The organism is Xanthomonas sp. D-99, assembly GCF_017746145.1.
Lineage (GTDB): Bacteria > Pseudomonadota > Gammaproteobacteria > Xanthomonadales > Xanthomonadaceae > Xanthomonas > Xanthomonas cissicola.
The window spans coordinates 114941-138841 of the sequence record NZ_JAGHWU010000023.1 but is presented as its reverse complement, the minus strand read 5'-3'; the positions used below and the strand labels follow the sequence as shown (position 1 = coordinate 138841).

Here is a 23901-nt window from a genome sequence, read left to right as displayed (position 1 = left end):
TTGATCAGACCTTCCCTAGTGCGGCAGTGCTGCATGCGTGCAATGCGGAGACATCGGTGGAAGATCGAAATCAATGCAGGCGATCCGCCGAGAGCATCGCGTGAGTCCAGTCCCAGATGCGTAGCGCGCATACCGTCCGATACGCGCGGCATCGCGTTTACGCGTTCACTCGCACAGCGCACAAGCGCTTGCGGCGAGTGCATGCACCAGCTGGGTGCCGGGCAATTCCAGCAGCAGTCCCCGCTGGCCGGCGTTGATCCACAGCGCCGGTGCGTCCAACGCCGTGATTTCGACCAGCACCGGCACCTGCCGTTGCTGGCCGAGCGGGCTGATACCGCCGACCTTGTAACCGGTGCGCCGCTCGGCATCGGCCACGTCCATCATGCGTGCCGACTTGCCGCCGTAGGCGCTGGCCAGTTTCTTCAACGACACCCGGCGGTCGCATGGAATCACCACGCACACCGCCTTGTCGTCGACCCATGCCATCAGCGTCTTCAACACGGTATGCGGCTGCAGGCCCAACGCATCTGCGGCTTGCAATCCCTTCGCATCGGCATCGGCCTGGTAGTCGTAAGGATGCAACACATACCCTACGCCGGCCGCGTCCAGCGCCTTGGTGGCGCGTGTGGCCTTGCTCATGCGCTCAGACCGATTCGAAGCGGTTTGCAGCCACGTTCTTGCGCACCTTTTCCGGATTCCAGATGCGGCCGTTCATGGCGATATAAACGCCTGCCGGCAGCGATTGCACTGCACCGACAGCGCAACCGATATTGAATTCGGCATCCGAGCCGCGAAAGCGCGCCGGATTCAATGCGCCGGTCATCACGATGGTCTTGTCGGCGATGGTCTGCAGCACCTTGCCGGTTTCCACCATCGAATCGGTGCCGTGGGTGATCAGCACGTGGCGGGTGGGCTGGGCGGCGATGGTGGCGCGGATCAGTTCGCGGTCGGCATCGGTGATGTGCAGCGAATCCTTGCGGATGATCGGAATCACCGAAAAACGAAACGTCACGCCCAGTTCTTTCAGAATCTGACCGATCTGCGGGTCGCCGATCTGGTAGTCCGATTTGTCGTCGAAGTAGATCTTGTCGATCGTGCCACCGGTGGTGACGATCAGGAGGTCTTCCATTGCTGCGGATCCTGTAGGGCTAACGCGGCGCAGGCCGCGCGCGGGCCGCCATGATACCGCCCGGCCAGGAGACTGGCAGTAAGGTAGCCATCGCCATAAACCAGCGTGGTCGAGACTTGCGCTCGGTTGCCGAATGTGTGGCGGCGCTGCATCCGATTGAGATGGTGTGGCGCAGGCGCACGCCGGCACGCGCAAGGGTGACTGCAGGTTCGAGGCGCAGCGATTGTTGTGACCCCGGGGCGTATCCCTGCCCCATGTGGTGCTTGCGCGACGTCAGCTTGCAGCCGGCGCTAGGGTTGAACGCGTTGCCTCGGCGTCGCCGGTGCCCAGCCTCCACATGCGGCAGCGCAAAACGCAGTGTGATCCACGCACCACTCCGCTGCGCTACGCGCGTGTGCTACGTCACGGACTCAATAAAGAGAAATTACTGAAATTGACTTGACATTCATGCGGTCGATAGTCGGCGAGTCGTCGGTGCAGCGTTGCCGTCGCCATCCCCTCCCGGAGAGCCTCATGAACAAGTCCATGTCGATGTTGCGCGCGCTCACCTGCGCGATGGCTGTGCTGCTGGCGGGCCACGCCGCCGCGCAGACGGTGACGATCACGCCCACGCAGACCTACCAGACGGTGCGCGGGTTCGGCGGTATGAATGGCGCCGGCTGGATCAACGACCTGACACCCGCACAGGTGGATCTGGCTTATGGCAGCGGCACCGGGCAGATCGGGCTGTCGATCCTGCGCATGCGCATCGACCCCTCCAGCTCAGGCTGGGCGACCCAGGTGCCGACGGCGACGCGGGTGCGTGCGCTGGGCGGGCTGGTGTTCGCAACCCCATGGACGCCGCCGGCTTACATGAAGTCCAACAACAGCCTGATCAATGGCGGCAAACTGCTGCCCAATTACTACGGCGCCTACACCCAGCACCTGCTGGATTTCGCTAATTACATGTCGGGCAAAGGCGCGCCGCTGTATGCGATTTCCCTGCAAAACGAGCCGGATTGGCACCCGGATTACGAATCGGCCGACTGGAGCGGCAGTGACTTCGTCAACTATCTCGTGAGCGAAGGCAGCAAGTTCGGTAGCCTCAAGGTCATCGTCGGCGAGTCGGTGGGGTTCAACTTCTCCATCACCGACCCGGTCCTCAACAACACCGCCGCCAATCAGGCCACCTCCATCGTGGCCGGCCATCTGTATGGCGCAAAGCCGCGCGACTATGCCTTGGCGCGCAGCAAGGGCAAGCAGGTGTGGATGACCGAGCATTACACCGACAACACCGATGGCAATGCATGGCCGTCGGCATTGGGAGTGGCCAGCGAACTGCATGCCAGCATGGCGGCCAATTTCAACGCCTACATCTGGTGGTACATCCGGCGCAGCTACGGGCTGATCAGCGAAAACGGCGCAGTGAGCAAGCGCGGCTATGCGATGTCGCAGTTCGCGCGCTTCGTACGGCCAGGGTCGGTGCGGGTCGGCGCCACCGAACACCCGTATAGCGATGTCTCGGTGACCGCCTACCGCACGCCGGACAACAAGCTGGTGGTGGTGGCGGTCAACACCGGTACCGGCCACCAGCGGCTGGACCTGACACTACCGTCCGGCACTGCCACGCACTTCGCCAAATACAGCACCTCGGGCACGCTCAATGTCGGGTTCGGCGGCAACTACAGCGTGGTCAACGGCAAGACCTCGCTGTATGTCGACCCGCAGAGCGTGGCCACGCTGGTCGGAAACTGAGCGGAAACCGAAACGCCGCAAGTCCTCGTCAGGTGGCGTGGACGGCGCGCAGGGATCGGCGTGGAGGCGTGTGCACGCCACCCTGAGCCCCGGCTGCGCCCGCCTGACGATGATCGAACTTGGTTGAATGGCTGCGTTGGGTGGCTGCGGTTGACGCCTTCAAGCGGACGCATGCCCAGTTGCATCGCGCAGCTGCGCACGCGGTTTGTTCGATCTGCCGGTCAACGTGGCGGGCGCGTCCTGCCCAAGCGCGCCGCCATGCCGGGGCCGCCGACCAGGCCCACGACCGCCAGGGCGAGCAGCAGTTCCAGCCACGCCATTCCACGTGCCTGCGGCTGGCTCCAGGCGGCCATGACGCCGTGGCTGAACCAGCCCAGCGCGAACACGCCGGCCCAGAAGCGGGCACGCGCACTGCGCACTGCCAGCACGCCGGTCAGCGCGGCCGGCAGCACGAACACGATGAGCGCGGCCAGTGGGCGCGGGTCGTCGTGAAACCACACCGCAAACAACGCCGCCAGCGCCAGCAGCGCGGCGCTCAGCAGCCAATGCATGGCGCGCACGCTCACGGGGTTGCCAGCCGCCGCGCGATATCGGCCACCCTGCGGCCCAGCGCACGCGCCAGCAGTGCTTCGTCCTCGCTCGGTTGCGGGTCGCCGCCGGCACCGGAGACATGGCTGGCGCCATACGGCGTGCCGCCGCTTGTAGTGTGGCTGAGCGCGGCTTCGGTAAACGGAATCCCCACGATCAGGCAACCGTGATGCAGCAGCGGCAGATGCATCGACAGCAGGGTGGATTCCTGGCCGCCATGCATCGAGGCGGTGGAGGTGAAAACGCCGGCCGGCTTGCCGGCCAGGGTGCCGCTGGCCCATTCGGCGCCCAGGCTGTCGAGGAAGTGCTTCATCGGTGCGGCCATGTTGCCGAAGCGGGTGGGGCTGCCAAGCAGCAGGCCGCTGCACTCGGCCAGATCGGCGCGGTCTACATAGGGCGCGCCTTCGTCCGGCACCGGCGGGGCGCTGGTCTGGGTGACCGCAGCCACCGGTGGAACGGTGCGCAGCCGCGCGCTCATGCCGGGCACTTCGCCGATGCCGCGCGCGATCTGCCGCGCCAGCCGCGCCACCGAACCGCCCCGGCTGTAATACAGCACCAAAATCTCTGCCATCGCGCATCCACCGCCTGTATGAATTGCCGCAGTATCGGCCAAGCCAGCCTGCTGCTGCACGCCGCAGTTGCGGCAAGGCCGCGATGACGGCGCATCGGGTACCCTTGCGCGATGTCGCGTGTGAACAAACTCCACCAATGGAAAGAACGTCTACGCGACCGCGCGCGGACGGTGAGCTTCGGGCGCTTTCTGTGGCGCCGCTTCCTGGACGACCGGTTGTTCCAGGCGGCTGCCTCGCTGGCATACACCACCGTGTTCGCGCTGGTGCCGCTGGCGATCGTGGTGTTCGGCGTGCTCTCGGCGTTTCCGGCCTTCAACGAGTGGAAGGACGCGCTCACCGACTTCATCTTCAACAATTTCGTGCCCGGCGCGGCGCGCTCGGTGCAGAACTATCTCAACCGCTCGCTGGAAGACCTGGGCAAGTTCACCGTGGCCGGCATGGTCGCGCTGGTGGCCTCGCTGCTGATCACCCTGCACAGCATCGAACAAACCTTCAACAGCATCTGGCGGGTCGCCGCCGCGCGCCCCAAGGTGACGCGCTTCCTGATCTACTGGACGGTGCTGACGCTGGGCACGATGCTGGCCGCCGCCTCGATGGCGATGGCGGCCTACGTGTTCGCGCTGCCGCTATTCCGCACCACCGAAGGCCAGTGGCTGGCCGAATTTGCCTGGCGGCTGGCGCCGATGGCGGTGGAGTTCGTGTGCATCGTGCTGATCTACCGCGTGGTGCCGCAGCACGTGGTGCGGCTGCGGCATGCGCTGCCGGGCGCGCTGCTGGCGGTGATCCTGATGGAAATCGTCAAGTGGGGCTTTGGCTTTTACCTCGGCAATTTCCAGACTTACCAACGCATCTACGGCGCGCTGTCGGCACTGCCGATCCTGTTGTTGTGGATCTACCTGAGCTGGGTGTCGGTGCTGCTGGGCGCCTCGCTGGCCTCGTCGATGTCCGCGTTCCGTTACCAGCCCGAGGCCATGCGTCTGCCGCCGGGCTTCGAGATCTACGGCCTGCTGCGTCTGCTCGGCCGCTTCAGCCAGGCGCGCGTCCACGGCAATGGCCTGGACGAAGACCGCATCCTGGCGCTGGAGCCGATGCTCACCGACACGCTGATGCAGGAACTGCTGTGCGAGCTCAAGCGTATCCGCCTGCTGCGTCGCGACGAGCGCGGGCAGTGGCTGCTGGCGCGCGATCTGGATGTGGTGCCCCTGGCCGAACTCTACGAAAACTGCCAGCTGCGCGTGCCGATCGAAGACCGCCCATTGCCGTGCCGCGACGATGCATTCGGCCAGGCCGCCGCCGCGGCGCTGGAACAGCTGCGCCAACCCTTGCGCAGCGTGCTGGCGCAGCCGGTCGGCGACCTTTACACCCACCTTCCCGGAGATCCTCCATGACCGTGCGTCTTGTCCGCAGCGCCTGTGCGCTGCTGTTGCCATTGTTGATGCTGACCGCCTGCAAGCCCACGGGCGAAGGTACACCTGCTGCCGGCAACGGCACCGCGCCTGCCACCACCACCCAGACGCCGACTGCACCGGCCACGCCCGCCGACCCGGCCGCACCTCCCAACAGCTCGGTGGTGCAGCAGACCGCCCAGATGCCCAAGCTCTCGCTGCCGACCGTGACCGGCGAGACCTACGACCTGGCCGCGCACCGCGGCAAATGGGTGGTGGTGAATTTCTGGGCTACCTGGTGCGCGCCGTGCCTGAAGGAAATGCCCGAACTGTCGGCGCTGCACACCATGCGCGACACCGTCGAGGTGGTGGGTCTGGCCTACGAAGACATCACCAGCGCCGACATGCAGGCATTCTTGAAGGACCACCCGGTGTCCTACCCGATCGCCATCCTCGACCCGTACCAGCCGCCACAGGACTTCGCCACCCCGCGCGGCCTGCCGATGACCTACCTGATCGGCCCGGATGGCAAGGTCGCCAAACAATTCCTTGGGCCGGTGACCGCACGCGATATCGAAGCGGCCGTCGGCATCACCGGCAAGGCGGGTTGATGCAGGCCGCGCGTTTTGTGGTGAGCGGGATGGTGCAGGGCGTGTATTACCGCGCTTCCACCCGTCAACGCGCACTGGCACTCGGTCTGGTCGGGCATGCCCGCAACCAGGCCGACGGCAGCGTGGACGTGGTCGCCGCCGGTAGCGCGGCGGCGCTGGACGCTTTGGAAGCATGGCTATGGCAGGGCCCGCCGGCCGCCACGGTCGCGGCGGTCACGCGCACGGTCTGCGCGGTTCTGCCGACTGAAGACTTTGTAACTGGGTGAGCGTGCGCTACTGAAGCGGGGCAACAGAGTTGGGTTGCCTCGCCGATAACCCTGTCAACGCGATCAGGCGTGCACGGGGAATGTAATGGCCGCTCCATCTCAAGACCGCAACGACGGGCACGACCTGCCCGCGCATCGCCGCAACCGCCAGCTGGCGCCGTGGCTGTATCTCGGTGTCCTGCTGGGCAGCGGCTGGTTGTTGTTTCTGCACCCGCAAACTCGCGTGCTACAAACCGGACAGGCGGCAACCAGCTGGCTGCTGGCCTGGGTCTTTAGCGGCATCGTGATCGGCGCAGTGGTGTGGAGCCTGCGTCTGGCACGCCAGGGGCTGGTTCAGCCCTCGGCAAGCTACCCGCTGTCGGCGCGCTTGCCCGATTCGTGGGCCGATGCCTACGCCGCACTCCTGCGCCCGGCCACCGCAACGCCCGTGGCCGCGGCCAGACCGGACCCGGCCGGCGCCCAGCGTGGCGCAGCCTGGCACCGCTTCGGCGGCGGCATGCTCAGCGCGGAAACCTTCGACCCCAACGACGCCACCCGCGCACCGTGGGACGGGCTGGATGCGCAGTCCTGCATCGTGCGCCTGGACGATGTGCGTCAGGCCTGGCACAACGCCGCCGCCAACCGCACGCTGCAGCAGGAACGCCGCTACTGGCTGGATGTGGTGCTGTCGCTGCTCGACCACGGCGTGATGCGCCCACTGCAGGACGGCTATCTGCCCGACACCGCGGCCCTGCGCACCGAACGTTTTCTGCTCGGCGCCGATGCCGGCCCGATCGTGCTGTCCGAGGTGCCGGCGTTGTTTGCGCGGCGTCTGGCGCTGGCCATCGAGACCATGCCGACCGCCCAACGCGAGGCCGCCGGCGTGCAATGGCGCCTGCTGCAGCAATTGCATGCACTGGTCGCCGAAGGTCGCATGCTGGACGAGCGTTCGCAGGTGATCCAGGTGCTGGCATGGAACCCGGATGTGGACCTGGACCAGGTCGAAGTGGCCTACATCCTGGCCGCCGAGTACCGCGAAGGCATGCGCGACTGGCTCCGCCGCGCCGCACTGGTACGCCTGCCCGACAGCGCGTTGCGCCTGGACGAAGTGCTGCTGTCGTCCTGCAGCCCACTCGGTGCGCAGGCCGACGATGTGGACTACATGGAAGCGATGCGCCCGCTGCATCGCGGTTTCATGCAATTGTTCAGTCAGCGTCTGAGCCAGCTGGTGCTGCAGGCCGAGCAGGTCGAACGTCAGGCCGGCCTGCACCCGCTACCGCGTGCCACGGCCGCCAGCGACGAAGTCTCTCAGGACTGGGCGGCGTAATCGTCAATCGGTTCCAGTACGCCATAGCGTTCCTTGTGCAGCTTGCCGGGCAATGGCGGCAGCTGCACCAGCGCATCGGGCACAGCGGTGTCCGGTAGCCGGTCCAGCAGATCGCGGATCAGGCTCAAGCGGCCACGCTTCTGGTCGTTGAAATCCACCAGCGTCCACGGTGCCTCGGGCGTATGCGTCGCCTCCAGCATGCGTTCGCGCGCGGCGGTGTAGTCGTCGTATTTGGTGCGTGACTGCAGGTCCACCGGCGACAGCTTCCAGCCCTTGAGTGGGTCTTCGCGGCGTTCGGCAAAGCGCTTTTCCTGCTCGGCCTGGTCCACGCACAACCAGTACTTGAACAGCAGGATGCCGTCGTCGACCAGCATCTGTTCAAAGCGTGGCGCCTGCTCCAGGAACAGGTCGTATTGCGCGTCGGTGCAATAGCCCATCACCTTCTCGACGCCGGCGCGGTTGTACCAGCTGCGATCCATCAGCACCAGTTCGCCGGCGGCCGGCAGGTGCGTGACGTAGCGCTGGAAATACCACTGCGTGCTTTCGCGGTCGTTGGGCTTGGGCAGCGCCACCACGCGACACTGCCGTGGGTTGAGGTGGCTGGCGATGGTCTGGATGACGCCGCCCTTGCCGGCGGTGTCGCGGCCTTCCACCAGGACCAGGGCACGCTGGTTGGTGTGGCGCAACCAGCGCGCCATGTCCACCAGTTCCAACTGCATTGGCGCCAGCAATTTTTTATAAGCCTTGCGTTTCAAGTGCGACATGCGCGTTCCAGCAGCGGTGGAAAGCGCGCAGGCTATTCGCCCAAGCGTGGACGCAATGTCGCCAGATTGCAGGGCTTGGTGCGCGCATCCAGCTGCGCGCGCACGATCTTTTCCCAGGCCGTGCGGCAGGCCGAGGTGGAGCCGGGCAGGCAGAACACGAAGCTGTGATTGGCCAGCCCGGCAAAGGCGCGCGACTGCAGTGAGGAGGTGCCGATTTCTTCCACGCTGATCGCGCGGAACATCTCGCCGAAGCCAGGCATGACCTTGTCCAGCAACGGGGTGATCGCTTCCGGGGTGCTGTCGCGACCCGTAAAACCGGTGCCACCGGTGATCAGGATCCCATCCACCTGCGCATCTGCGATCCAGCCGGAGACGATCGCACGCATCCGGTAACGGTCGTCCGGGCACAGTGCACGTTCGTGCAGGACGTGGCCTTCATGGGTAAGGACATCGGCCAGGTAATCGCCGGAGCGGTCCTCGGCCAGGGTGCGGCTGTCGGACACCGTCAGCACACACAGGCGCAAGGAAATGAAGTCGAGAGTGGAAGGCATGCCTCAAGCCTAGCGAGCCGGGGCGGCCGGGTACAGCACCACGGCGTGAAGCCGCACAACTCAGCTGCTGGCTTCGGTCAGTGCGATAGCGCGGCCGGGGATCGGCTCCTCGGCTCGGCAGACATCCGTCTGATTCGCCGTCGCGGCAGATCCGTGTGCCGCTCTGTGCCAAGCCCCGGCCATGCTGCGGCCTCGGCAGGTTGTTTCCATGGCCTGAAAAGGTCTCGAAGAAATTCAATGACGCTTTTAAACCGCTCTCCCGCCCGGGGCGAGGAGGTACGGCCTGCGCGCCATGGGCGCACGTGCCTTGAGCGCCCGCGCCGCAAGCGCGGGCCAGGGCAAGGCGCGGAAGTTGAGGTCAGGGTACGGCGGCAGACGGCGATCCATAACGTAGAGGCCGTTGCTAAACCCCTAACCAACCATGCGTTCCCGCGACCCCACGCATCAATTCTCCGAATGCATCCGCAAACCCATCCATATTGAACACGCCCGACTCGCGCCGACGCTCCGCCACCCGTGCACGCAACGCACTCAGTGCCGCCGGGTCACTCGCCAACGCTACCGCCGTGGCCACGAATGCAGCGTCATCGGCCACATTCATTTCATCCAGCCCCAGATGATGATTCAGGCTGCCGGCCACACGCGCGGCAAACGTCTGACCAGGTGTGGTCAAGACCGGGCAACCTGCCCATAACGCATCGGAGGCGGTGGTGTGCGCGTTGTACGGATGCGTATCCAAAAATAGGTCCGCATGTCGATAGCGCGCCAGATACTGCGGATGCGGCAGTTTCGGCATGAAGACCAACCGCTGCGCGTCCACGCCCTGTGCCTGCGCTGCTGCACGCATTCGCGCATCGGCCTGGCCCGGGCCGGACAGCAGCCACAGCACGCTGCCGGGCACCGCGCGCAGCACCGCCAGCATGCGCGCCATGCTGCGTGGATTGAGCTTGTAACTGTTGTTGAAGCAGCACAGCACCACAGCGTGATCCGGCAGCCCGCACTGCGCGCGCGATGGCGCTTCGGCCACCGTGCGCGAGGTGTCCGATGGTTGAAATGCGCGCGGCAGGCGCAGCACCCGTTCGCTGTAGAACGGCTCCAGCGACGTCGGCAACGCGATGGCGTCACCAAGCACATAATCCATCCACGGCGCGCCAGATGTGCCCGGATACGCCAGCCAGTTGAGCTGCACCGGTGCCGGCCGCAATGCGAAGACTTCCGGTCGTCCGCCACCGCCCCAGCCGCGCAGATCGAACAGCAGATCGATGCCCTGGTTGCGGATATGTTGCGCGGTTGCCAGATGCCCCAGCGCGGTGACATCGTGCATGCGCGTTGCCTGCGCCAGGCGCGCGCGAATGTCGCTGCCATCGTCCGGGCTGGTTGCAAACAATTGCACCTGCAGGTCCGGCTGGCGTCGCTGCAACGCTTCGAACAAGGCCACCGTCAGTAAGCCCGTCGGGTGAGCGCCAAAGCCGTTGGACACGAATCCGAGTTGCAGCGTGCCGCGGCTGCGCAGCGTTGCCGCTGGCAGCGGGCGCACGGAAGAGGCAATCGCCTGCGCGCGGGTGCGGGCGCACGCCAGCTGCTCCGCAGCGCTGGCGTCCTCGCTCAGGAACGCGAAAGGCTCCACGGCCGCTTCGCCTTGCGTGACTGCGGTGCGCACCTGTGCAGCCAGCGATTCCAGTTCGCGCCAATCGCATAAGCGGCGTCGCCAGTTGAGCAGTTGTGCGGTGATATAGGGCTCGTCGGGCAGCAGCTGATGGGCGCGCGTATAGGCGGCCGCGGCCTGTTCCGGTTGGCCTGCATCTTCGAGCGCGTGCCCAAGCCACAGGGCGATCCCCGGATGCTGCGGGACCAGGTCCGAGGCCTGTTGGAGCAGCGTGGCCGCTTCTGCATGGCGCTGTTGCGCCCAGCGCACCCGTCCCAGCCGCGCCACCGCTTCTGGATGGCCCGGATGCAGCGCCAGCGCGCGCTGCACGGCAGTCTCGCCGGCAGCGGTGACGCCCATGCCCAGCTCGGCATCGGCCAGCATCAACCAGGCGACGAAATCGCCGGGCTGGCGTCGCACGTGCTCGCGCAGCTGTAGCAGCTCGCGCGGGAACTGCGCACTCACGGGCTATCGCTCAACCGTGCCAGTTCGTCGGCTTGATGTTCGTGCAGCAGCCTCCCGATCAATGCATCCAGATCGCCTTCGATGATGTTGGGCAGGTCGTACAAGGTCAGCCCTTCGACGCGATGGTCGGTGATGCGACCCTGCGGAAAGCTATAGGTACGAATGCGCTGGCTGCGGTCGCCGCTGCCCACCTGCAACTTGCGCGTCTGCGCTTCGGCCGCTGCCGCCTTGCTGCGTTCGGTGTCCAGCAACTGCGCCTTCAATCGCTTCATCGCCTTGTCGCGATTGGCATGCTGGCTGCGCTCGGTCTGGCATTCCACCACCACCCCGCTGGGCACGTGGGTGATGCGGATCGCCGATTCGGTCTTGTTGACGTGCTGGCCGCCCGCACCGGACGAGCGGAACGTGTCCACTTTCAGATCGGCTGGATTGATCGTGATCTCTTCCACGTCGTCGGCTTCGGGAATGATCGCCACCGTTGCGGCCGAGGTGTGGATACGGCCTTGCGATTCGGTTGCCGGTACGCGTTGCACGCGATGGGTGCCGGATTCGAACTTCAGGCGCGAATACGCACCGCGCCCGACCACCCGCGCCACCACCTCCTTGTAGCCGCCGTGCTCGCCGGGACTGTCGGATTCGATTTCCACCTTCCAGCCCTGGCGCTCGGCGTAGCGTGCGTACATGCGGAACAGGTCGCCGGCAAAGATCGCCGCTTCGTCACCGCCAGTGCCGGCGCGCACTTCCAGGAACAGGTTGCCGTCGTCGCGTGGGTCGCGCGGTACCAGCAGCGCGGCCAGCTGTGCATCGAGGTGTTCCAGGCGCGCCTGTGCAGCGGCCATTTCCTCTTCGGCCAGCTCGCGCATCTCCGGGTCGTTGCGCAGCGCCTCGGCCGTGGCCAGGTCGGCCTTGGCGCGCGCCTCCTCTTCCAGCGCCACCGCCACCGGCTCCAGTTGCGACAGTTCGCGCGAAAGCGTACGGAACGTGTCGTTGTTGCCCACCACATCGGGGTCGGAGAGCAGGTGCTGCAGTTCTTCGCGGCGCTCGGCCAGCGCTTCGAGCTTACGGCGCAGGGTCGGCGTCATCGGTCCTCACGATCGGGGTAGCTATGGGGGGATGTTGGTAACCCGGTTTTTCCGGAAACAGCCGGTCGGCCGCAGTGGTCAATTCCAGGTCGTTGTTGAGCGCCGCATCGCGTAGTGCGGCGGTGGGCGGATGCAGCAGGCGGTTGGTCAGCGCATGCGCCAGCTGCTCCAGCACTTCGTCGGCCGGTTTGCCGTTGTGCAACTGCTGGCGCGCCTTGGCCAGCAGCTCGTCGCGGGTGCTATCGCCGAAGGCGCGCAGCCGCTTGAGCGGTGCCTGGCGCGCGTTGGCCTGCAAGGTTTCGACATAGCGCGCCACTTGCAGGTCGATGATGGCTTCGGCCTGGTCGGCCGCTTCGCGGCGGCCACGGCGGTTGTCTTCGACCGCGCGTTCCAGGTCATCCACCGTGTACAGGTAGGCGTCGCTCAACTCACCCACCGAGGCCTCGATATCGCGCGGCACTGCCAGGTCGAACAGCAGCATCGGCTTGCGCTTGCGTGCGCGCAATGCCTGTTCCACCTGTGCGCGTGTCACCAGCGGCTCACGTGCAGCGGTGGCCGAAAACACCACATCCGCCTCGGCCAGGTGGCGTTCCAGATCGGTCAGCGGCAAGGCGAAGCCGCCGTGCTGGCTGGCGAGCGTCTGCGCGTGGGCGAGGGTGCGGTTGGCGATCAGCAGGCGGCGCACGCGGCCTTCGCTCAGATGCTTGGCCGCCAGTTCGATGGTTTCGCCGGCACCGATCAGCAACACCGTCGATTCGTTGAGCCGGGCAAACGAGTCTTGTGCCAACCGCACCGCCGTGGATGCGACCGACACCGGATTTGCGCCCACGCGGGTGTCGGTACGCGCGCGCTTGGCCACCGAAAAGGTCTGTTGGAACAGCCGGTCCAACCCGCTGCCCAGCGCGCCGTGCGCCCGCGCCACTGCCCAGGCGTCCTTCACCTGGCCGAGGATCTGGGGTTCTCCCAATACCATCGAATCCAGCCCGGTGGCGACGCGGAACAGGTGACGCACCGCCTCGGCTTCCTGGTGCTGGTACAGATAACCGCTCAGCCCGGGCGCGTGGGTTTCCAGCCAGGTGACCAGGCTGTGCGCCTCCTCGGCCATCGCATACAACTCGGTACGGTTGCAGGTGGACAGCAGCGCGGCCTCGCTTACCTGGGGCAGCGCACGCAGCGATTCGAGCGCGCGCGGCAGCGCATCACCTGCGAACGCCGCGCGTTCGCGCAGGTCCACAGGTGCGGTCTGGTGATTCAGTCCGAGCACCCACAACGTCATTGTTCAGTTGCTTGCGATAAGCTGGCGGCCATTCAGGGCCCCATTTTACGGCCCGGTTGCCCCCGATGCCTGTACCGATTCGCATCCTGTGTGTTCTTCTGCTGGTCGCAGTCTCCGCCAGTGCCACCGCAGCACCCAAGAAAGCCCCGCCCGCTCCGCCGCCAAGCAGTGCCGGCGCCTCGTCGCTGGAACCCGTGCTCGCCGGCGAATTCGCCTTGCAGGCTGGGCAACTGGACGATGCCGCGCGCGCCTACCTGGACGCCGCCAAGGCCGAAGCCGGCGATGCCGGGCTGGCCGAGCGCGCCGCCCGCATCTCCATGCTGGCCAACGACGACCCGCGCGCGATCGAGGCGCTGGCGTTGTGGCGCGCCCGCGCACCGTCGTCGATGTCCATGCGCAGCACCGAGGCCTCGCTGGCCCTGCGCCGCAACGACCTGCGCACCGCACGCCGCGACCTGCTCGGCCTGCTCAAGGAGCCCGATCCGCGTGGCTGGCGCTTTGCGCTGATCGCCCTGGCCAACGGCGGTCGCGAGCCGGAAGCCTCGGCCGACGTGCTCGAAGACCTGGTCAAGGCCGGCGCCATCCCGAATCAGATCGAAGCCTGGCAGGAATTCGGCCGGCTCGCGCTGCGCATGGAGCGCCCGGCGCTGGCCAAGCGCATCGTCGACGAGGTGGTGCGCCGCTTCCCCGAAGAGCCGCGCGTGGCCTTGCTGCATGCCACCCAGTTGCAGCAGGAAGGCAAGAACGACGAAGCGCTGACGCTGTTGAAGAACATCGAACCGCAGGCGGTCAAGGATTCCGAGCTGCGCGGCGCGCTGGCGTTCGCCTACGACGCCATGGGCCAGACCGAAGCTGCTGCACGCGTGCTCTCGACCGGGCCGCAGGACACCCAGACCTATGGCTTGCGTGCCTCGATGCTGGCCAAGGAAAAAGACCGCAGCTCGCTGGAGGCGCTGTACGCCGAGCTCAAGAGCAACGCCACCAAGCCCGATCCGGACCGCCGTCTGCTGCTGGGCAAGATCGCCGAATTCCTCAAGCGCTACGACGAGGCGGTGGAGTGGTATCGCGGCGTGCCGGGTGGTCCGCAACTCAGCGAGGCGCGTCTGCGCGCCGCCAGCGCCTTGTACGAACTGGGCCGCAAGCCCGAAGCGCTTGCCGAAGCCCGCGCCCTGCAGGGCGACGCCAGTGCCGACGATGACGCGCGCCGCGACGCCTACGTGCTCGAAGCCGAGCTGCATCAGCGGGCCGACGATGCACCTGGCGAACTGGACGCGTTCGAACGTGGCCTGGCCGCCTACCCGGACGATAGCGCGTTGCTGTACGCCCGCGGGCTGGCCTGGGAGCGACGCGACGATGTCCCGCGTGCCGAGGCCGATCTGCGCAAGATCCTGGTGACCGAACCGGAAAACGTCGCAGCCCTGAACGCGCTGGGCTACACCCTGGCCGACCGCACTACCCGCTGCAAGGAAGCGTTGGCGCTGATCGACCGCGCCCGCACCGCCGACCCGGACAACCCGGCCATCGTCGATAGTTATGGCTGGGTGCTGTACCGGATGGGCCGCACCAAGGAAGCCCTGGTGCAACTGCGCCGCGCCTGGGCGCTGGTCAAGGACCCGGAAATCGCGGCCCACGTGGGCGAAGTGCTGTGGGTCAGCGGCAAGCAGGATGAAGCACGTCGCTACTTCGATGAAGCGCGCCGTCTCGACCCCGACAACCGTGCGCTGCAGCGTGCCGTGGAGAAGTTCGGGCTATGAGCAAGATGGTCCGAACGCTGGCCCTGGGCGGGCTGGTGCTGGTCGGGCTGTCGGCCTGCGTCAGCGTGCCGCGCGGGCAGGGCAGCGGGGCGGCGGTGGTCGATCACGTCTCCGACAGTGCGCGCCAGGCTGAAGCCGCTCGCCAGGCCTGGTTGCAGGCGCATCCCCACTGGTCCTTCCAGGGCCGGGTGGCGATCAGCAAGGACCGCAACGGCGGCAGCGGCCGCATCGACTGGCAGCAGGACGGCCCACGCTACCGCGTGCAACTCAGCGCGCCGGTCACCCGGCAAAGCTGGGTGCTCACCGGCGACACCACCAGTGGCGCCGGCCGGCTGGAAGGGCTGGATGGCGGTCCGCGCAGTGGTCCCGATGCCGAGCAGGTGCTGCTGGAAGCAACCGGCTGGACCATCCCGGTCAACCAGATGCCGGACTGGGTGCGCGCGCTGCGCATCGCCGATGCGGGCGCCGCACGCGTCGACCTGGATGCCGCCGGGCGCCCGCGCACCGTGCAGCAGGACGGCTGGACGATCGACTTTCTGGCCTGGACGCCAGCCAGCGCCGAGCAGCCCGCGCTGCCGCAGCGGATCGAAGCCCGTAACGGCGAGGCCAAGGTGCGCCTGCTGGTCGACCAATGGACCGTATCGCCCTGATGGACGCGCCGGGAAGCGATTGGTCGGCCTGGCCCGCGCCGGCCAAGCTGAATTTGTTTCTGCAAATCACCGGGCGCCGGGCCGACGGCTACCACCTGCTGCAGACCGTGTTCCGGCTGCTGGACTGGGGGGATACCGTTCATCTTCGCGTGCGTCGCGGCGGCCAGATCCGCCGCGCGGGCGAGAGTTTGCCCGGTGTGGCCGAAGACGATGACCTGGTGATCCGCGCCGCGCGCCTGCTGCAGTCGGCAACCGGCACCCAGGCGGGCGCGGAGATTCGGGTCGACAAGCGCATCCCGGCCGGCGGCGGGTTCGGCGGCGGCTCCTCGGATGCGGCGACCGTGCTGGTGGCGCTCAATGCCTTGTGGGGCCTGGGTCTGGCGGCCGATGCGCTGGCCGAGCTGGGCTTGCAGCTGGGCGCAGACGTGCCGGTCTTCGTGCGCGGCCACAATGCCTGGGCCGAAGGCGTGGGCGAACAACTGACCCCGATTTCCCTGCCGGAAGCGGCTTATCTGCTGGTCGATCCCGGCGTTCACGTGCCGACACCAGCGTTATTTCGATCACAGGAATTGACGCGGGATGCCGCGCCCGCGAAAATAGCGGACTTCGCTTCCGGTTCTCTGCTCGACAATGCGTTCGAGCCGGTTCTGCGGCGCCGCGAACCCGCCGTCGAGGCCGTGTTCCAGGCGCTTTCCAGGGTCGGTACACCGCGGTTGACCGGGTCGGGAAGTGGCTGTTTCGTCGAATTCGCCACGCGCGCTGCTGCAGAGCAGGCGCTGGCGCAGTTGCCGGGCGGCCTGCGGGCGTGGGTGGCGGAGGGTGCATCGCACTCGCCGTTGCTCGACGCACGGGACGCGAGACAAGTTTGATGCAGGGGCGTCGCCAAGAGGCCCAAGGCACCAGGTTTTGATCCTGGCATTCGTAGGTTCGAATCCTACCGCCCCTGCCAGTTTGTCGAGAAAGGCAGGTCCGCCTGCACTAGGTTTCACTGCAGATCCGTCTGCAACACCTCGAACGAAAGCCCGGCATTGGTTCGGCTTTGTCCTGCTCCACCATCGATCCGCACGCTCTTCGCCGCCGCCCGAGAGATCTCATGCAAGACCAACGTAATCTGCTGGTGTTCTCCGGCAATGCCAACAAGCCGCTTGCCCAGAGCATCTGCAAGGAACTGGGCGTTCGCATGGGCAAGGCGTTGGTCACGCGTTTTTCCGACGGCGAAGTGCAGGTGGAGATCGAAGAAAGCGTGCGTCGGCAGGAAGTGTTCGTCATCCAGCCGACCTGTGCGCCCAGCGCCGAAAACCTGATGGAACTGCTGGTGCTGATCGACGCGCTCAAGCGCGCCAGCGCCCAGTCCGTTACCGCGGTGATCCCGTATTTCGGTTATTCGCGCCAGGACCGTCGTATGCGCTCCTCGCGCGTGCCGATCACCGCCAAGGTGGCTGCCAAGATGATCTGCGCCATGGAGGCGGACCGCGTGCTGACGGTCGACCTGCATGCCGACCAGATCCAGGGTTTCTTCGATGTGCCGGTCGACAACGTCTACGCCTCGCCGCTGCTGCTGGCCGACATCTGGCGCGCCTACGGCACCGACAACCTGATCGTGGTGTCGCCCGACGTGGGCGGCGTGGTGCGCGCGCGCGCCGTCGCCAAGCGTCTGGACGATGCGGATCTGGCCATCATCGACAAGCGCCGTCCGCGCGCCAATGTGGCCACCGTGATGAACATCATCGGCGACGTGCAGGGCAAGACCTGCGTGCTGGTCGACGACCTGGTCGACACCGCTGGTACCTTGTGCGCCGCTGCCGCAGCGCTGAAGCAGCGCGGTGCGCTCAAGGTCGTGGCCTACATCACCCACCCGGTGCTCTCCGGCCCGGCGGTGGACAACATCAACAATTCGCAGCTCGACGAGCTGGTGGTCACCGACACGATTCCGCTGAGCGAAGCGGCGCGCACCTGCGCCAAGATTCGTCAGCTGAGCGTGGCCGAACTGCTGGCCGAGACCATCCGCCGTATCGCCTTCGGCGAATCGGTCAGCTCGCTTTACGTCGACTGATGCCCCATTCGGTGCCCGATTCCCGGGTGCCGCCACACGTCTCACCTGGTCGCGGGTGAGACGCTTCATCGCCGCGAGGCGGTGTTCCAACCAGGTAGTGAAATCCAATGGCAAAGACTCATGAAATCAAGGTCGAGCGCCGCGCTGACGAGGGGAAGGGTGCGAGCCGCCGCCTGCGTCACGCTGGCGTCATTCCGGCCATCGTGTACGGTGGCGAACTCGAGCCGGTCAGCATCCAGCTCAACCACGAGCAGATCTGGCTCGCCCAGCAGAACGAGTGGTTCTACTCGTCCATCCTGGACCTGAACCTCAATGGCGACGTGCAGCAGGTGCTGCTGCGCGACATGCAGCGCCATCCGTTCAAGCAGCTGATCATGCACATCGACTTCCAGCGCGTTAGCGCCAACGAGAAGCTCAGTGCTGCCGTGCCGCTGCACTTCATCAACGAAGCATCCTCGCCGGCCGGCAAGTCGAGCGAAGTGGTCGTCACCCACGAACTCAACGAAGTTCAGGTGGTTTGCCTGCCGAAGGATCTGCCGGAGTTCATCGAAGTGGACCTCGGTGCACTGGAAGTGGGTAACGTGATCCACCTGTCCGAAATCAAGCTGCCGGCCGGTGTCGAAATTCCGGAGCTGAAGCTGGGCAAGGAACACGACGTGGCCGTGGTTGCTGCCAAGCACGTGCGGATCGAGGAAGACGACGCTGCCGGCGAAGAAGGCAGCGAAGGCGCCGAGACCAAGTAATCCGTCGGCCGATCCCTCGCATTGCGCGCGGGATCGGCTGCGGTCACTGGCATGTCTGCACTCCGCCTGATCGTCGGGCTCGGTAATCCCGGTCCGGAACACGCGCAAACCCGGCACAACGCCGGGTTTCGTTTCGTCGATGCCCTCATCGAGCGCGGTGGCGCCCGCTGGGCATTGGACAGCAAGCTGTTCGGCGAGACCGCCAAGGTCGAGATCGCGGGACAGCCGGTTTGGCTGCTCAAGCCGGCCACCTTCATGAATCTCAGTGGCAAGTCGATCACTGCCGCATTGCGGTTCTGGAAGATCGAGCCCGAACACCTGCTGGTCGCCCATGACGAACTGGATCTGGCGCCCGGTACCGCGCGGCTCAAGTTCGACGGCGGTCACGGCGGGCAAAACGGCTTGCGCGACACCATCCGCCTGCTCGGGCACGGCAAATTTCACCGTCTACGCGTTGGCATCGGTCATCCCGGCCATAAGGACCGCGTGGTGCCCTGGGTGCTGGGGCGGGCAGGGCGCGAGGACGATGCGGCGATCGGCGCTGCGGTGGACGCCGCCATCAATGTGCTGCCGCTGGCGATGGAAGGCAATTTCAACGAAGCGATGAAACGCCTGCATACCAGCAGGGATGCGTGATTGGGGATTGGGGATTCGCGGCCATGTGGCATGACGAATCTCCAATCCCGAATCCCAAATCCCGGATGTGACCCATGGGTATCAAATGCGGCATCGTCGGCCTGCCCAACGTCGGCAAGTCGACCCTGTTCAATGCGCTGACCAAGGCCGGCATCGCTGCGGCCAACTTCCCGTTCTGCACCATCGAGCCGAACGTCGGCATCGTGCCGGTGCCGGATCCGCGTCTCAATCAGCTGGCTGACATCGTCAAGCCGCAAAAGCTGATTCCTACCGCGGTCGAGTTCGTCGATATCGCCGGCCTGGTGGCCGGCGCGGCGAGCGGCGAAGGTCTGGGCAACAAGTTCCTGGCGCACATCCGCGAAGTCGATGCGATCACCCACGTGGTGCGTTGCTTCGAGAACGACGACGTCATCCACGTCAACAACAAGGTCGACCCGATCGCCGATATCGAAACCATCGATACCGAGCTGGCGCTGGCCGATCTGGACAGCGTGGAAAAGGCCCTCAACCGTGCCGAACGCAGCGCCAAGGGCGGCGACAAGGATGCAGCGGCGCGCAAGCCGGTGCTGGCCAAACTGCAGGCCGCGTTAGCGGACGGCAAGGCGGGTCGTGCCGCCGGTCTGGACGAGGAAGAAAAGGCGCTGGTGCGCGATCTGTTCCTGCTGACGCTCAAGCCGGTGCTGTACATCGCCAACGTGCTGGAAGACGGCTTCGAGAACAATCCGCACCTGGATGCGGTGCGCGCGCATGCGGCTGCCGAAGGTGCCGAAGTGGTGCCGGTCTCGGCGGCCATCGAAGAAGAGCTGTCGCAGCTGGACGATGCCGATCGCGACAGCTTCCTGACCGATCTCGGTCTGGAAGAGCCGGGCTTGAATCGCGTCATCCGTGCGGCCTACACGCTGCTGGGCCTGCAGACGTATTTCACTGCAGGGGTCAAGGAGGTGCGTGCCTGGACGGTCAAGGCCGGTTCGACCGCGCCGCAGGCTGCTGCCGTGATCCATACCGATTTCGAAAAGGGCTTCATCCGCGCCGAAACGATTGGTTTCGATGACTTCATCAAGTACCGCGGCGAAACCGGCGCCCGCGATGCCGGGCGCCTGCGCCTGGAAGGCAAGGAATACCGTGTCCAGGAAGGCGATGTGCTGCACTTCCGCTTCAACGTGTGATCGGCTGTGCGTGGCGCCCGACGCCGCGTGTCGTTGAGAGTGAAGGATTGCTCAAAATTTTTGTTGACACTGCATGCGTCCCACAACAAAATAACGGGCTGCTTCACCCCGAACCGAATTCGCCTCGCGGCGCACAGGTCCGGTAGTAAAAGCTGGAGGGATACCCAAGCGGCCAACGGGGGCAGACTGTAAATCTGCTGGCTTACGCCTTCGGTGGTTCGAATCCACCTCCCTCCACCAGTTTCACGTTGTGGCATGCAGTTCCCGGCGCGGGAGTAGTTCAACGGTAGAACCTCAGCCTTCCAAGCTGATGGTGCGGGTTCGATTCCCGTCTCCCGCTCCATTGAACGCAAATGCATGGCATAATGCAAAACTCGCTCACGTAGCTCAGTCGGTAGAGCACCTCCTTGGTAAGGAGGAGGTCGAAGGTTCGATTCCTTTCGTGAGCACCATTACTCAATCGTCTTCAACTCCAAACGATTACCGAGACACGCACCCATGGCAAAAGCTAAATTCGAGCGCACCAAGCCGCACGTGAACGTCGGCACCATCGGTCACGTTGACCATGGCAAGACCACGTTGACCGCTGCGCTGACCAAGATCGGTGCCGAGCGTTTCGGTGGTGAGTTCAAGGCGTACGACGCGATCGACGCGGCGCCGGAAGAGAAGGCGCGCGGCATCACGATTTCGACCGCGCACGTCGAATACGAATCCCCGACCCGCCACTACGCGCACGTCGACTGCCCCGGCCACGCCGACTACGTCAAGAACATGATCACCGGTGCGGCGCAGATGGACGGCGCGATCCTGGTGTGCTCGGCCGCTGACGGCCCGATGCCGCAGACCCGTGAGCACATCCTGCTCTCGCGTCAGGTCGGTGTGCCGCACATCGTCGTGTTCCTGAACAAGGCCGACATGGTCGACGACGCCGAGCTGCTCGAGCTGGTCGAGATGGAAGTGCGCGAGCTTCTGAGCAAGTACGACTTCCCGGGCGACGACACCCCGATCATCCACGGTTCGGCGCGTCTGGCGCTGGACGGCGATCAGAGCGACATCGGTGTGCCGGCGATCCTGAAGCTGGTTGAAGCGCTGGATTCGTTCATTCCCGAGCCGACCCGCGACGTCGACCGTCCGTTCCTGATGCCGGTCGAAGACGTGTTCTCGATCTCCGGCCGCGGCACCGTGGTGACCGGTCGTATCGAGCGCGGCATCATCAAGGTGGGCGACGAAATCGAAATCGTCGGTATCCGCGATACGCAGAAGACCACCGTCACCGGCGTGGAAATGTTCCGCAAGCTGCTGGACCAGGGTCAGGCAGGCGACAACGCCGGTCTGCTGCTGCGCGGCACCAAGCGTGACGACGTCGAGCGCGGCCAGGTGCTGTGCAAGCCGGGTTCGATCAAGCCGCACACGGAGTTCGAAGCCGAAGTCTACGTCCTGTCCAAGGACGAGGGTGGCCGTCATACCCCGTTCTTCAAGGGCTACCGTCCGCAGTTCTACTTCCGCACCACCGACATCACTGGCGCTTGCCAGTTGCCGGAAGGCGTGGAAATGGTGATGCCGGGCGACAACGTGAAGATGGTCGTGACCCTGATCAACCCGGTCGCGATGGACGAGGGTCTGCGCTTCGCCATCCGTGAAGGCGGTCGTACCGTCGGTGCCGGCGTGGTTGCCAAGATCATCAAGTAAGTGCCTGCATCCAGCCGCCTGTTGGCGGCTGGATTCAAACGAATGGCGGGCCGGCTGAACCGCGGTCCGCCTTCGTTGTCTTAGGGTTTGCGGTAAACGAGTACATACGCCAGTAGCTCAATTGGCAGAGCAGCGGTCTCCAAAACCGCAGGTTGGGGGTTCGAGTCCCTCCTGGCGTGCCACTCCTCTTTCCGGCCCAGCGACTCGGGTCAGATCGGTAACTAGAGCCGGATGAATAGCAAAATCGAGCCTTCCAAGAGCGCGTCCTCTAGCGCTGATGTCGTTAAGTACGTTGTCTCCGCTGCCCTGGTGGTTGCGGGGCTTTTTGTGTGGTTCTGGTTTTCCGCTCCCGAACGCGCGACCCAGCTGGGCGCGTGGACGCCGCAACTGCGTGCGTTGGCTGTCATCGTCGGGTTGGTGGCGGGTGCATTTGTGTTTTTGGGTACCGGCAAGGGCCGGGAGACCCGCGAATTCCTGTCCGAGTCCAGGTTCGAGTTGCGTAAGGTTGTCTGGCCGACGCGCCAGGAAGCTATCCGCACCACCTGGGTCGTCATTGTTGTTGTAATCATTCTGAGTTTGCTGTTGGGCGGCTTCGACTTTGTCATCCAGAAGCTCACGCAGTGGTTCCTGGCTCGTTGAGGAGAATCAAGCAGTGAAGCGTTGGTATGTCGTTCACGCCTATTCAGGCTTCGAAAAATCCGTTGCGCAGGCATTGCGCGACCGTATCGCGCGTGCCGAGATGGAAGATCGTTTCGGCGACGTGCTGGTGCCGACCGAAGAGGTCATCGAAATGCGCGCCGGCCAGAAGCGTCGGTCCGAGCGCAAGTTCTTCCCCGGCTACGTGCTGGTGCAGATCGAAACGCATGAAGAAGCCGGTATTCCGCGCATCGACAACGAAAGCTGGCACCTGGTGAAGGAAACTTCCAAGGTGATGGGTTTCATTGGCGGCACCGCCGACCGTCCTCTGCCGATCCGCGACGAAGAGGCGGATGCGATCCTGCAGCGTGTGCAAGATGGCGTCGAGAAGCCGCGTCCGAAGGTATTGTTCGAGCCGGGCCAGATGGTGCGCGTCACCGAGGGTCCCTTCAACGACTTCAACGGCGTCGTCGAGGAAGTCAATTACGAAAAGAGCAGGCTGCGTGTTGCCGTGCTCATCTTCGGCCGCTCCACGCCGGTCGAGCTCGAATTCGGTCAGGTCGAGAAGGGCTGACCTTGTGGGCGCCGGCTAGGCGCTCGCCCCAAATGCTGCTATAGTGCGCGGCTCGCTGTCCTGGCGAACCGCCTGGAACCAATGGCTGCCGCATGGCGGCCGTCTGTGTGCGGTCAACAAGCGTGAAGCCGGGACACGTGAATCCCGGTCCGATGGGGAGCCTGCAGGTCAGGCGCTAGCACCCGGAGAGTATTGAAATGGCTAAGAAGATTACTGCTTTCATCAAGTTGCAGGTCAAGGCCGGTCAGGCCAACCCTGCGCCGCCGGTTGGCCCTGCACTGGGTCAGCGCGGTCTGAACATCATGGAATTCTGCAAGGCATTCAACGCCGCGACGGCGAAGCTGGAGCCGGGTCTGCCGACGCCGGTGATCATCACCGCGTATTCCGACCGTACCTTCACGTTCGTCACCAAGAGCACCCCGGCCAGCGTGCTGCTCAAGAAGGCCGCAGGCGTGAGCTCCGGCTCGAAGCGTCCTAACACCGACAAGGTGGGTAAGGTGACGCGCAAGCAGCTGGAAGAGATCGCCAAGGTCAAGGAAGCCGATTTGACGGCAGCCGAACTGGAAGCGGCGGTGCGCACGATTGCGGGTTCTGCCCGCAGCATGGGTTTGACGGTGGAGGGCTAA

Annotated in this window: 25 protein-coding genes and 5 tRNA genes; 21 read left to right on the top strand and 9 right to left on the bottom strand. The window is 65.3% G+C overall.

The features are described 5' to 3' along the window. Window positions 1–165: 165 nt before the first annotated feature. Window positions 166–639: a Cys-tRNA(Pro) deacylase gene (gene ybaK / locus J7360_RS11510; RefSeq protein WP_209033876.1), complete on the bottom strand. Its 474-nt coding sequence runs from the start codon at window positions 637–639 to the stop codon at window positions 166–168. Between the two features lie 4 nt (window positions 640–643). Beyond that, complete coding sequence (locus tag J7360_RS11505) at window positions 644–1129, bottom strand: asparaginase domain-containing protein (RefSeq protein WP_007965873.1); 486 nt, start codon at window positions 1127–1129, stop codon at window positions 644–646. A 513-nt stretch (window positions 1130–1642) separates the two neighbouring features. Here J7360_RS11505 and J7360_RS11500 point away from each other — a divergent pair. Further along, window positions 1643–2863, top strand: coding sequence for a glycoside hydrolase family 30 beta sandwich domain-containing protein (locus J7360_RS11500; RefSeq protein WP_209033874.1), 1221 nt, complete (start codon window positions 1643–1645; stop codon window positions 2861–2863). Window positions 2864–3084: 221 nt separating this feature from the next. On the opposite strand, the gene J7360_RS11495 is transcribed toward J7360_RS11500, so the two are convergent. Together J7360_RS11495 and wrbA are read right to left on the bottom strand one after the other, a co-directional pair. Further along, window positions 3085–3429, bottom strand: a complete 345-nt coding sequence (locus tag J7360_RS11495; protein ID WP_042675653.1) for a DUF2069 domain-containing protein — start codon at window positions 3427–3429, stop codon at window positions 3085–3087. Continuing rightward, a complete protein-coding gene (gene wrbA / locus J7360_RS11490; RefSeq protein WP_057662683.1) occupies window positions 3426–4022 on the bottom strand; it encodes an NAD(P)H:quinone oxidoreductase in 597 nt (198 codons plus the stop codon). Before wrbA ends, J7360_RS11495 begins: the two co-directional genes overlap by 4 nt. Before the next feature lie 111 nt (window positions 4023–4133). Between wrbA and J7360_RS11485 the strand changes: the two genes are divergently transcribed. From J7360_RS11485 to J7360_RS11470, 4 genes are all read left to right on the top strand, one after another. After that, window positions 4134–5411 carry a YihY family inner membrane protein gene (locus J7360_RS11485; RefSeq protein ID WP_007965865.1) on the top strand — a complete coding sequence of 426 codons (1278 nt, stop codon included), beginning with the start codon at window positions 4134–4136 and terminating at the stop codon, window positions 5409–5411. Then, on the top strand, window positions 5408–6019 hold the full coding sequence (locus J7360_RS11480; protein WP_007965863.1) for a TlpA disulfide reductase family protein: 612 nt from the start codon (window positions 5408–5410) through the stop codon (window positions 6017–6019). Before J7360_RS11485 ends, J7360_RS11480 begins: the two co-directional genes overlap by 4 nt. Next, a complete protein-coding gene (locus tag J7360_RS11475; RefSeq protein ID WP_057662686.1) occupies window positions 6019–6285 on the top strand; it encodes an acylphosphatase in 267 nt (88 codons plus the stop codon). Before J7360_RS11480 ends, J7360_RS11475 begins: the two co-directional genes overlap by 1 nt. Window positions 6286–6370: 85 nt before the next feature. After that, entirely contained in the window at window positions 6371–7591 is a 1221-nt protein-coding gene (locus tag J7360_RS11470; RefSeq protein ID WP_007965861.1) for a hypothetical protein, read from the top strand. On the opposite strand, the gene ppk2 is transcribed toward J7360_RS11470, so the two are convergent. The 5 genes from ppk2 to hemA form a co-directional block, all read right to left on the bottom strand. Then, entirely contained in the window at window positions 7573–8355 is a 783-nt protein-coding gene (ppk2, locus tag J7360_RS11465; protein WP_057662689.1) for a polyphosphate kinase 2, read from the bottom strand. The two genes, J7360_RS11470 and ppk2, sit on opposite strands and share 19 nt — an antisense overlap. 32 nt (window positions 8356–8387) lie before the next feature. Further along, a complete protein-coding gene (gene moaB / locus J7360_RS11460; protein WP_007965858.1) occupies window positions 8388–8906 on the bottom strand; it encodes a molybdenum cofactor biosynthesis protein B in 519 nt (172 codons plus the stop codon). A gap of 403 nt (window positions 8907–9309) precedes the next feature. Beyond that, the gene (locus J7360_RS11455; protein ID WP_057662690.1) at window positions 9310–11016 is read right to left on the bottom strand and encodes a tetratricopeptide repeat protein; all 1707 of its coding nucleotides are present in this window, start codon (window positions 11014–11016) and stop codon (window positions 9310–9312) included. Beyond that, a complete protein-coding gene (gene prfA, locus J7360_RS11450; RefSeq protein WP_017155005.1) occupies window positions 11013–12098 on the bottom strand; it encodes a peptide chain release factor 1 in 1086 nt (361 codons plus the stop codon). Before prfA ends, J7360_RS11455 begins: the two co-directional genes overlap by 4 nt. Continuing rightward, a complete protein-coding gene (gene hemA, locus J7360_RS11445; protein WP_057662692.1) occupies window positions 12076–13374 on the bottom strand; it encodes a glutamyl-tRNA reductase in 1299 nt (432 codons plus the stop codon). Before hemA ends, prfA begins: the two co-directional genes overlap by 23 nt. Window positions 13375–13439: 65 nt before the next feature. Between hemA and J7360_RS11440 the strand changes: the two genes are divergently transcribed. From J7360_RS11440 to rplK, 16 genes are all read left to right on the top strand, one after another. Further along, window positions 13440–15128: a tetratricopeptide repeat protein gene (locus tag J7360_RS11440; protein WP_209033872.1), complete on the top strand. Its 1689-nt coding sequence runs from the start codon at window positions 13440–13442 to the stop codon at window positions 15126–15128. After that, window positions 15125–15778, top strand: a complete 654-nt coding sequence (gene lolB, locus J7360_RS11435) for a lipoprotein insertase outer membrane protein LolB (RefSeq protein WP_057662699.1) — start codon at window positions 15125–15127, stop codon at window positions 15776–15778. The genes J7360_RS11440 and lolB overlap by 4 nt, the downstream gene beginning before the upstream one ends. Then, window positions 15760–16647: a 4-(cytidine 5'-diphospho)-2-C-methyl-D-erythritol kinase gene (ispE, locus tag J7360_RS11430; RefSeq protein ID WP_007965850.1), complete on the top strand. Its 888-nt coding sequence runs from the start codon at window positions 15760–15762 to the stop codon at window positions 16645–16647. The genes lolB and ispE overlap by 19 nt, the downstream gene beginning before the upstream one ends. Window positions 16648–16650: 3 nt before the next feature. Further along, window positions 16651–16727: transfer RNA gene (locus J7360_RS11425), tRNA-Gln, on the top strand. A gap of 144 nt (window positions 16728–16871) precedes the next feature. Beyond that, a complete protein-coding gene (locus J7360_RS11420) occupies window positions 16872–17831 on the top strand; it encodes a ribose-phosphate diphosphokinase (RefSeq protein WP_003486761.1) in 960 nt (319 codons plus the stop codon). A gap of 107 nt (window positions 17832–17938) precedes the next feature. Then, a complete protein-coding gene (locus J7360_RS11415; RefSeq protein ID WP_003486759.1) occupies window positions 17939–18574 on the top strand; it encodes a 50S ribosomal protein L25/general stress protein Ctc in 636 nt (211 codons plus the stop codon). Between the two features lie 51 nt (window positions 18575–18625). Then, window positions 18626–19210, top strand: coding sequence for an aminoacyl-tRNA hydrolase (gene pth / locus J7360_RS11410; protein ID WP_057662700.1), 585 nt, complete (start codon window positions 18626–18628; stop codon window positions 19208–19210). A 74-nt stretch (window positions 19211–19284) separates the two neighbouring features. Beyond that, window positions 19285–20376 (top strand): redox-regulated ATPase YchF, encoded by a 1092-nt coding sequence (gene ychF, locus J7360_RS11405; protein ID WP_007968859.1) that lies wholly within the window; start codon window positions 19285–19287, stop codon window positions 20374–20376. 154 nt (window positions 20377–20530) lie between these two features. Next, window positions 20531–20616 (top strand) — tRNA-Tyr (locus tag J7360_RS11400). Between the two features lie 29 nt (window positions 20617–20645). Next, window positions 20646–20719: transfer RNA gene (locus J7360_RS11395), tRNA-Gly, on the top strand. Between the two features lie 33 nt (window positions 20720–20752). Next, window positions 20753–20828, top strand: a tRNA-Thr gene (locus J7360_RS11390). A 46-nt stretch (window positions 20829–20874) separates the two neighbouring features. Beyond that, window positions 20875–22065 (top strand): elongation factor Tu, encoded by a 1191-nt coding sequence (tuf, locus tag J7360_RS11385; protein ID WP_003486726.1) that lies wholly within the window; start codon window positions 20875–20877, stop codon window positions 22063–22065. Between the two features lie 106 nt (window positions 22066–22171). Then, a tRNA-Trp gene (locus J7360_RS11380) sits at window positions 22172–22247 on the top strand. Between the two features lie 49 nt (window positions 22248–22296). After that, window positions 22297–22704: a preprotein translocase subunit SecE gene (secE, locus tag J7360_RS11375; RefSeq protein WP_005917581.1), complete on the top strand. Its 408-nt coding sequence runs from the start codon at window positions 22297–22299 to the stop codon at window positions 22702–22704. A gap of 13 nt (window positions 22705–22717) precedes the next feature. Continuing rightward, on the top strand, window positions 22718–23275 hold the full coding sequence (gene nusG / locus J7360_RS11370; RefSeq protein WP_005917584.1) for a transcription termination/antitermination protein NusG: 558 nt from the start codon (window positions 22718–22720) through the stop codon (window positions 23273–23275). Window positions 23276–23472: 197 nt separating this feature from the next. Continuing rightward, window positions 23473–23901 (top strand): 50S ribosomal protein L11, encoded by a 429-nt coding sequence (gene rplK, locus J7360_RS11365; RefSeq protein ID WP_007968862.1) that lies wholly within the window; start codon window positions 23473–23475, stop codon window positions 23899–23901.

Bases quoted from the DNA above. Each gene is read 5' to 3' on its own strand.
- J7360_RS11480 (WP_007965863.1), top strand. From the start codon at position 5,408: ATGACCGTGCGTCTTGTCCGCAGCGCCTGTGCGCTGCTGTTGCCATTG.
- J7360_RS11415 (WP_003486759.1), top strand. From the start codon at position 17,939: ATGGCAAAGACTCATGAAATCAAGGTCGAGCGCCGCGCTGACGAGGGG.
- prfA (WP_017155005.1), bottom strand. From the start codon at position 12,098: ATGACGCCGACCCTGCGCCGTAAGCTCGAAGCGCTGGCCGAGCGCCGC.
- secE (WP_005917581.1), top strand. From the start codon at position 22,297: ATGAATAGCAAAATCGAGCCTTCCAAGAGCGCGTCCTCTAGCGCTGAT.
- moaB (WP_007965858.1), bottom strand. From the start codon at position 8,906: ATGCCTTCCACTCTCGACTTCATTTCCTTGCGCCTGTGTGTGCTGACG.
- hemA (WP_057662692.1), bottom strand. From the start codon at position 13,374: ATGACGTTGTGGGTGCTCGGACTGAATCACCAGACCGCACCTGTGGAC.
- ppk2 (WP_057662689.1), bottom strand. From the start codon at position 8,355: ATGTCGCACTTGAAACGCAAGGCTTATAAAAAATTGCTGGCGCCAATG.
- rplK (WP_007968862.1), top strand. From the start codon at position 23,473: ATGGCTAAGAAGATTACTGCTTTCATCAAGTTGCAGGTCAAGGCCGGT.
- J7360_RS11420 (WP_003486761.1), top strand. From the start codon at position 16,872: ATGCAAGACCAACGTAATCTGCTGGTGTTCTCCGGCAATGCCAACAAG.
- lolB (WP_057662699.1), top strand. From the start codon at position 15,125: ATGAGCAAGATGGTCCGAACGCTGGCCCTGGGCGGGCTGGTGCTGGTC.
- J7360_RS11440 (WP_209033872.1), top strand. From the start codon at position 13,440: ATGCCTGTACCGATTCGCATCCTGTGTGTTCTTCTGCTGGTCGCAGTC.
- J7360_RS11485 (WP_007965865.1), top strand. From the start codon at position 4,134: ATGTCGCGTGTGAACAAACTCCACCAATGGAAAGAACGTCTACGCGAC.
- J7360_RS11500 (WP_209033874.1), top strand. From the start codon at position 1,643: ATGAACAAGTCCATGTCGATGTTGCGCGCGCTCACCTGCGCGATGGCT.
- ychF (WP_007968859.1), top strand. From the start codon at position 19,285: ATGGGTATCAAATGCGGCATCGTCGGCCTGCCCAACGTCGGCAAGTCG.
- wrbA (WP_057662683.1), bottom strand. From the start codon at position 4,022: ATGGCAGAGATTTTGGTGCTGTATTACAGCCGGGGCGGTTCGGTGGCG.
- J7360_RS11470 (WP_007965861.1), top strand. From the start codon at position 6,371: ATGGCCGCTCCATCTCAAGACCGCAACGACGGGCACGACCTGCCCGCG.
- ispE (WP_007965850.1), top strand. From the start codon at position 15,760: ATGGACCGTATCGCCCTGATGGACGCGCCGGGAAGCGATTGGTCGGCC.
- tuf (WP_003486726.1), top strand. From the start codon at position 20,875: ATGGCAAAAGCTAAATTCGAGCGCACCAAGCCGCACGTGAACGTCGGC.
- pth (WP_057662700.1), top strand. From the start codon at position 18,626: ATGTCTGCACTCCGCCTGATCGTCGGGCTCGGTAATCCCGGTCCGGAA.
- J7360_RS11505 (WP_007965873.1), bottom strand. From the start codon at position 1,129: ATGGAAGACCTCCTGATCGTCACCACCGGTGGCACGATCGACAAGATC.
- ybaK (WP_209033876.1), bottom strand. From the start codon at position 639: ATGAGCAAGGCCACACGCGCCACCAAGGCGCTGGACGCGGCCGGCGTA.
- J7360_RS11475 (WP_057662686.1), top strand. From the start codon at position 6,019: ATGCAGGCCGCGCGTTTTGTGGTGAGCGGGATGGTGCAGGGCGTGTAT.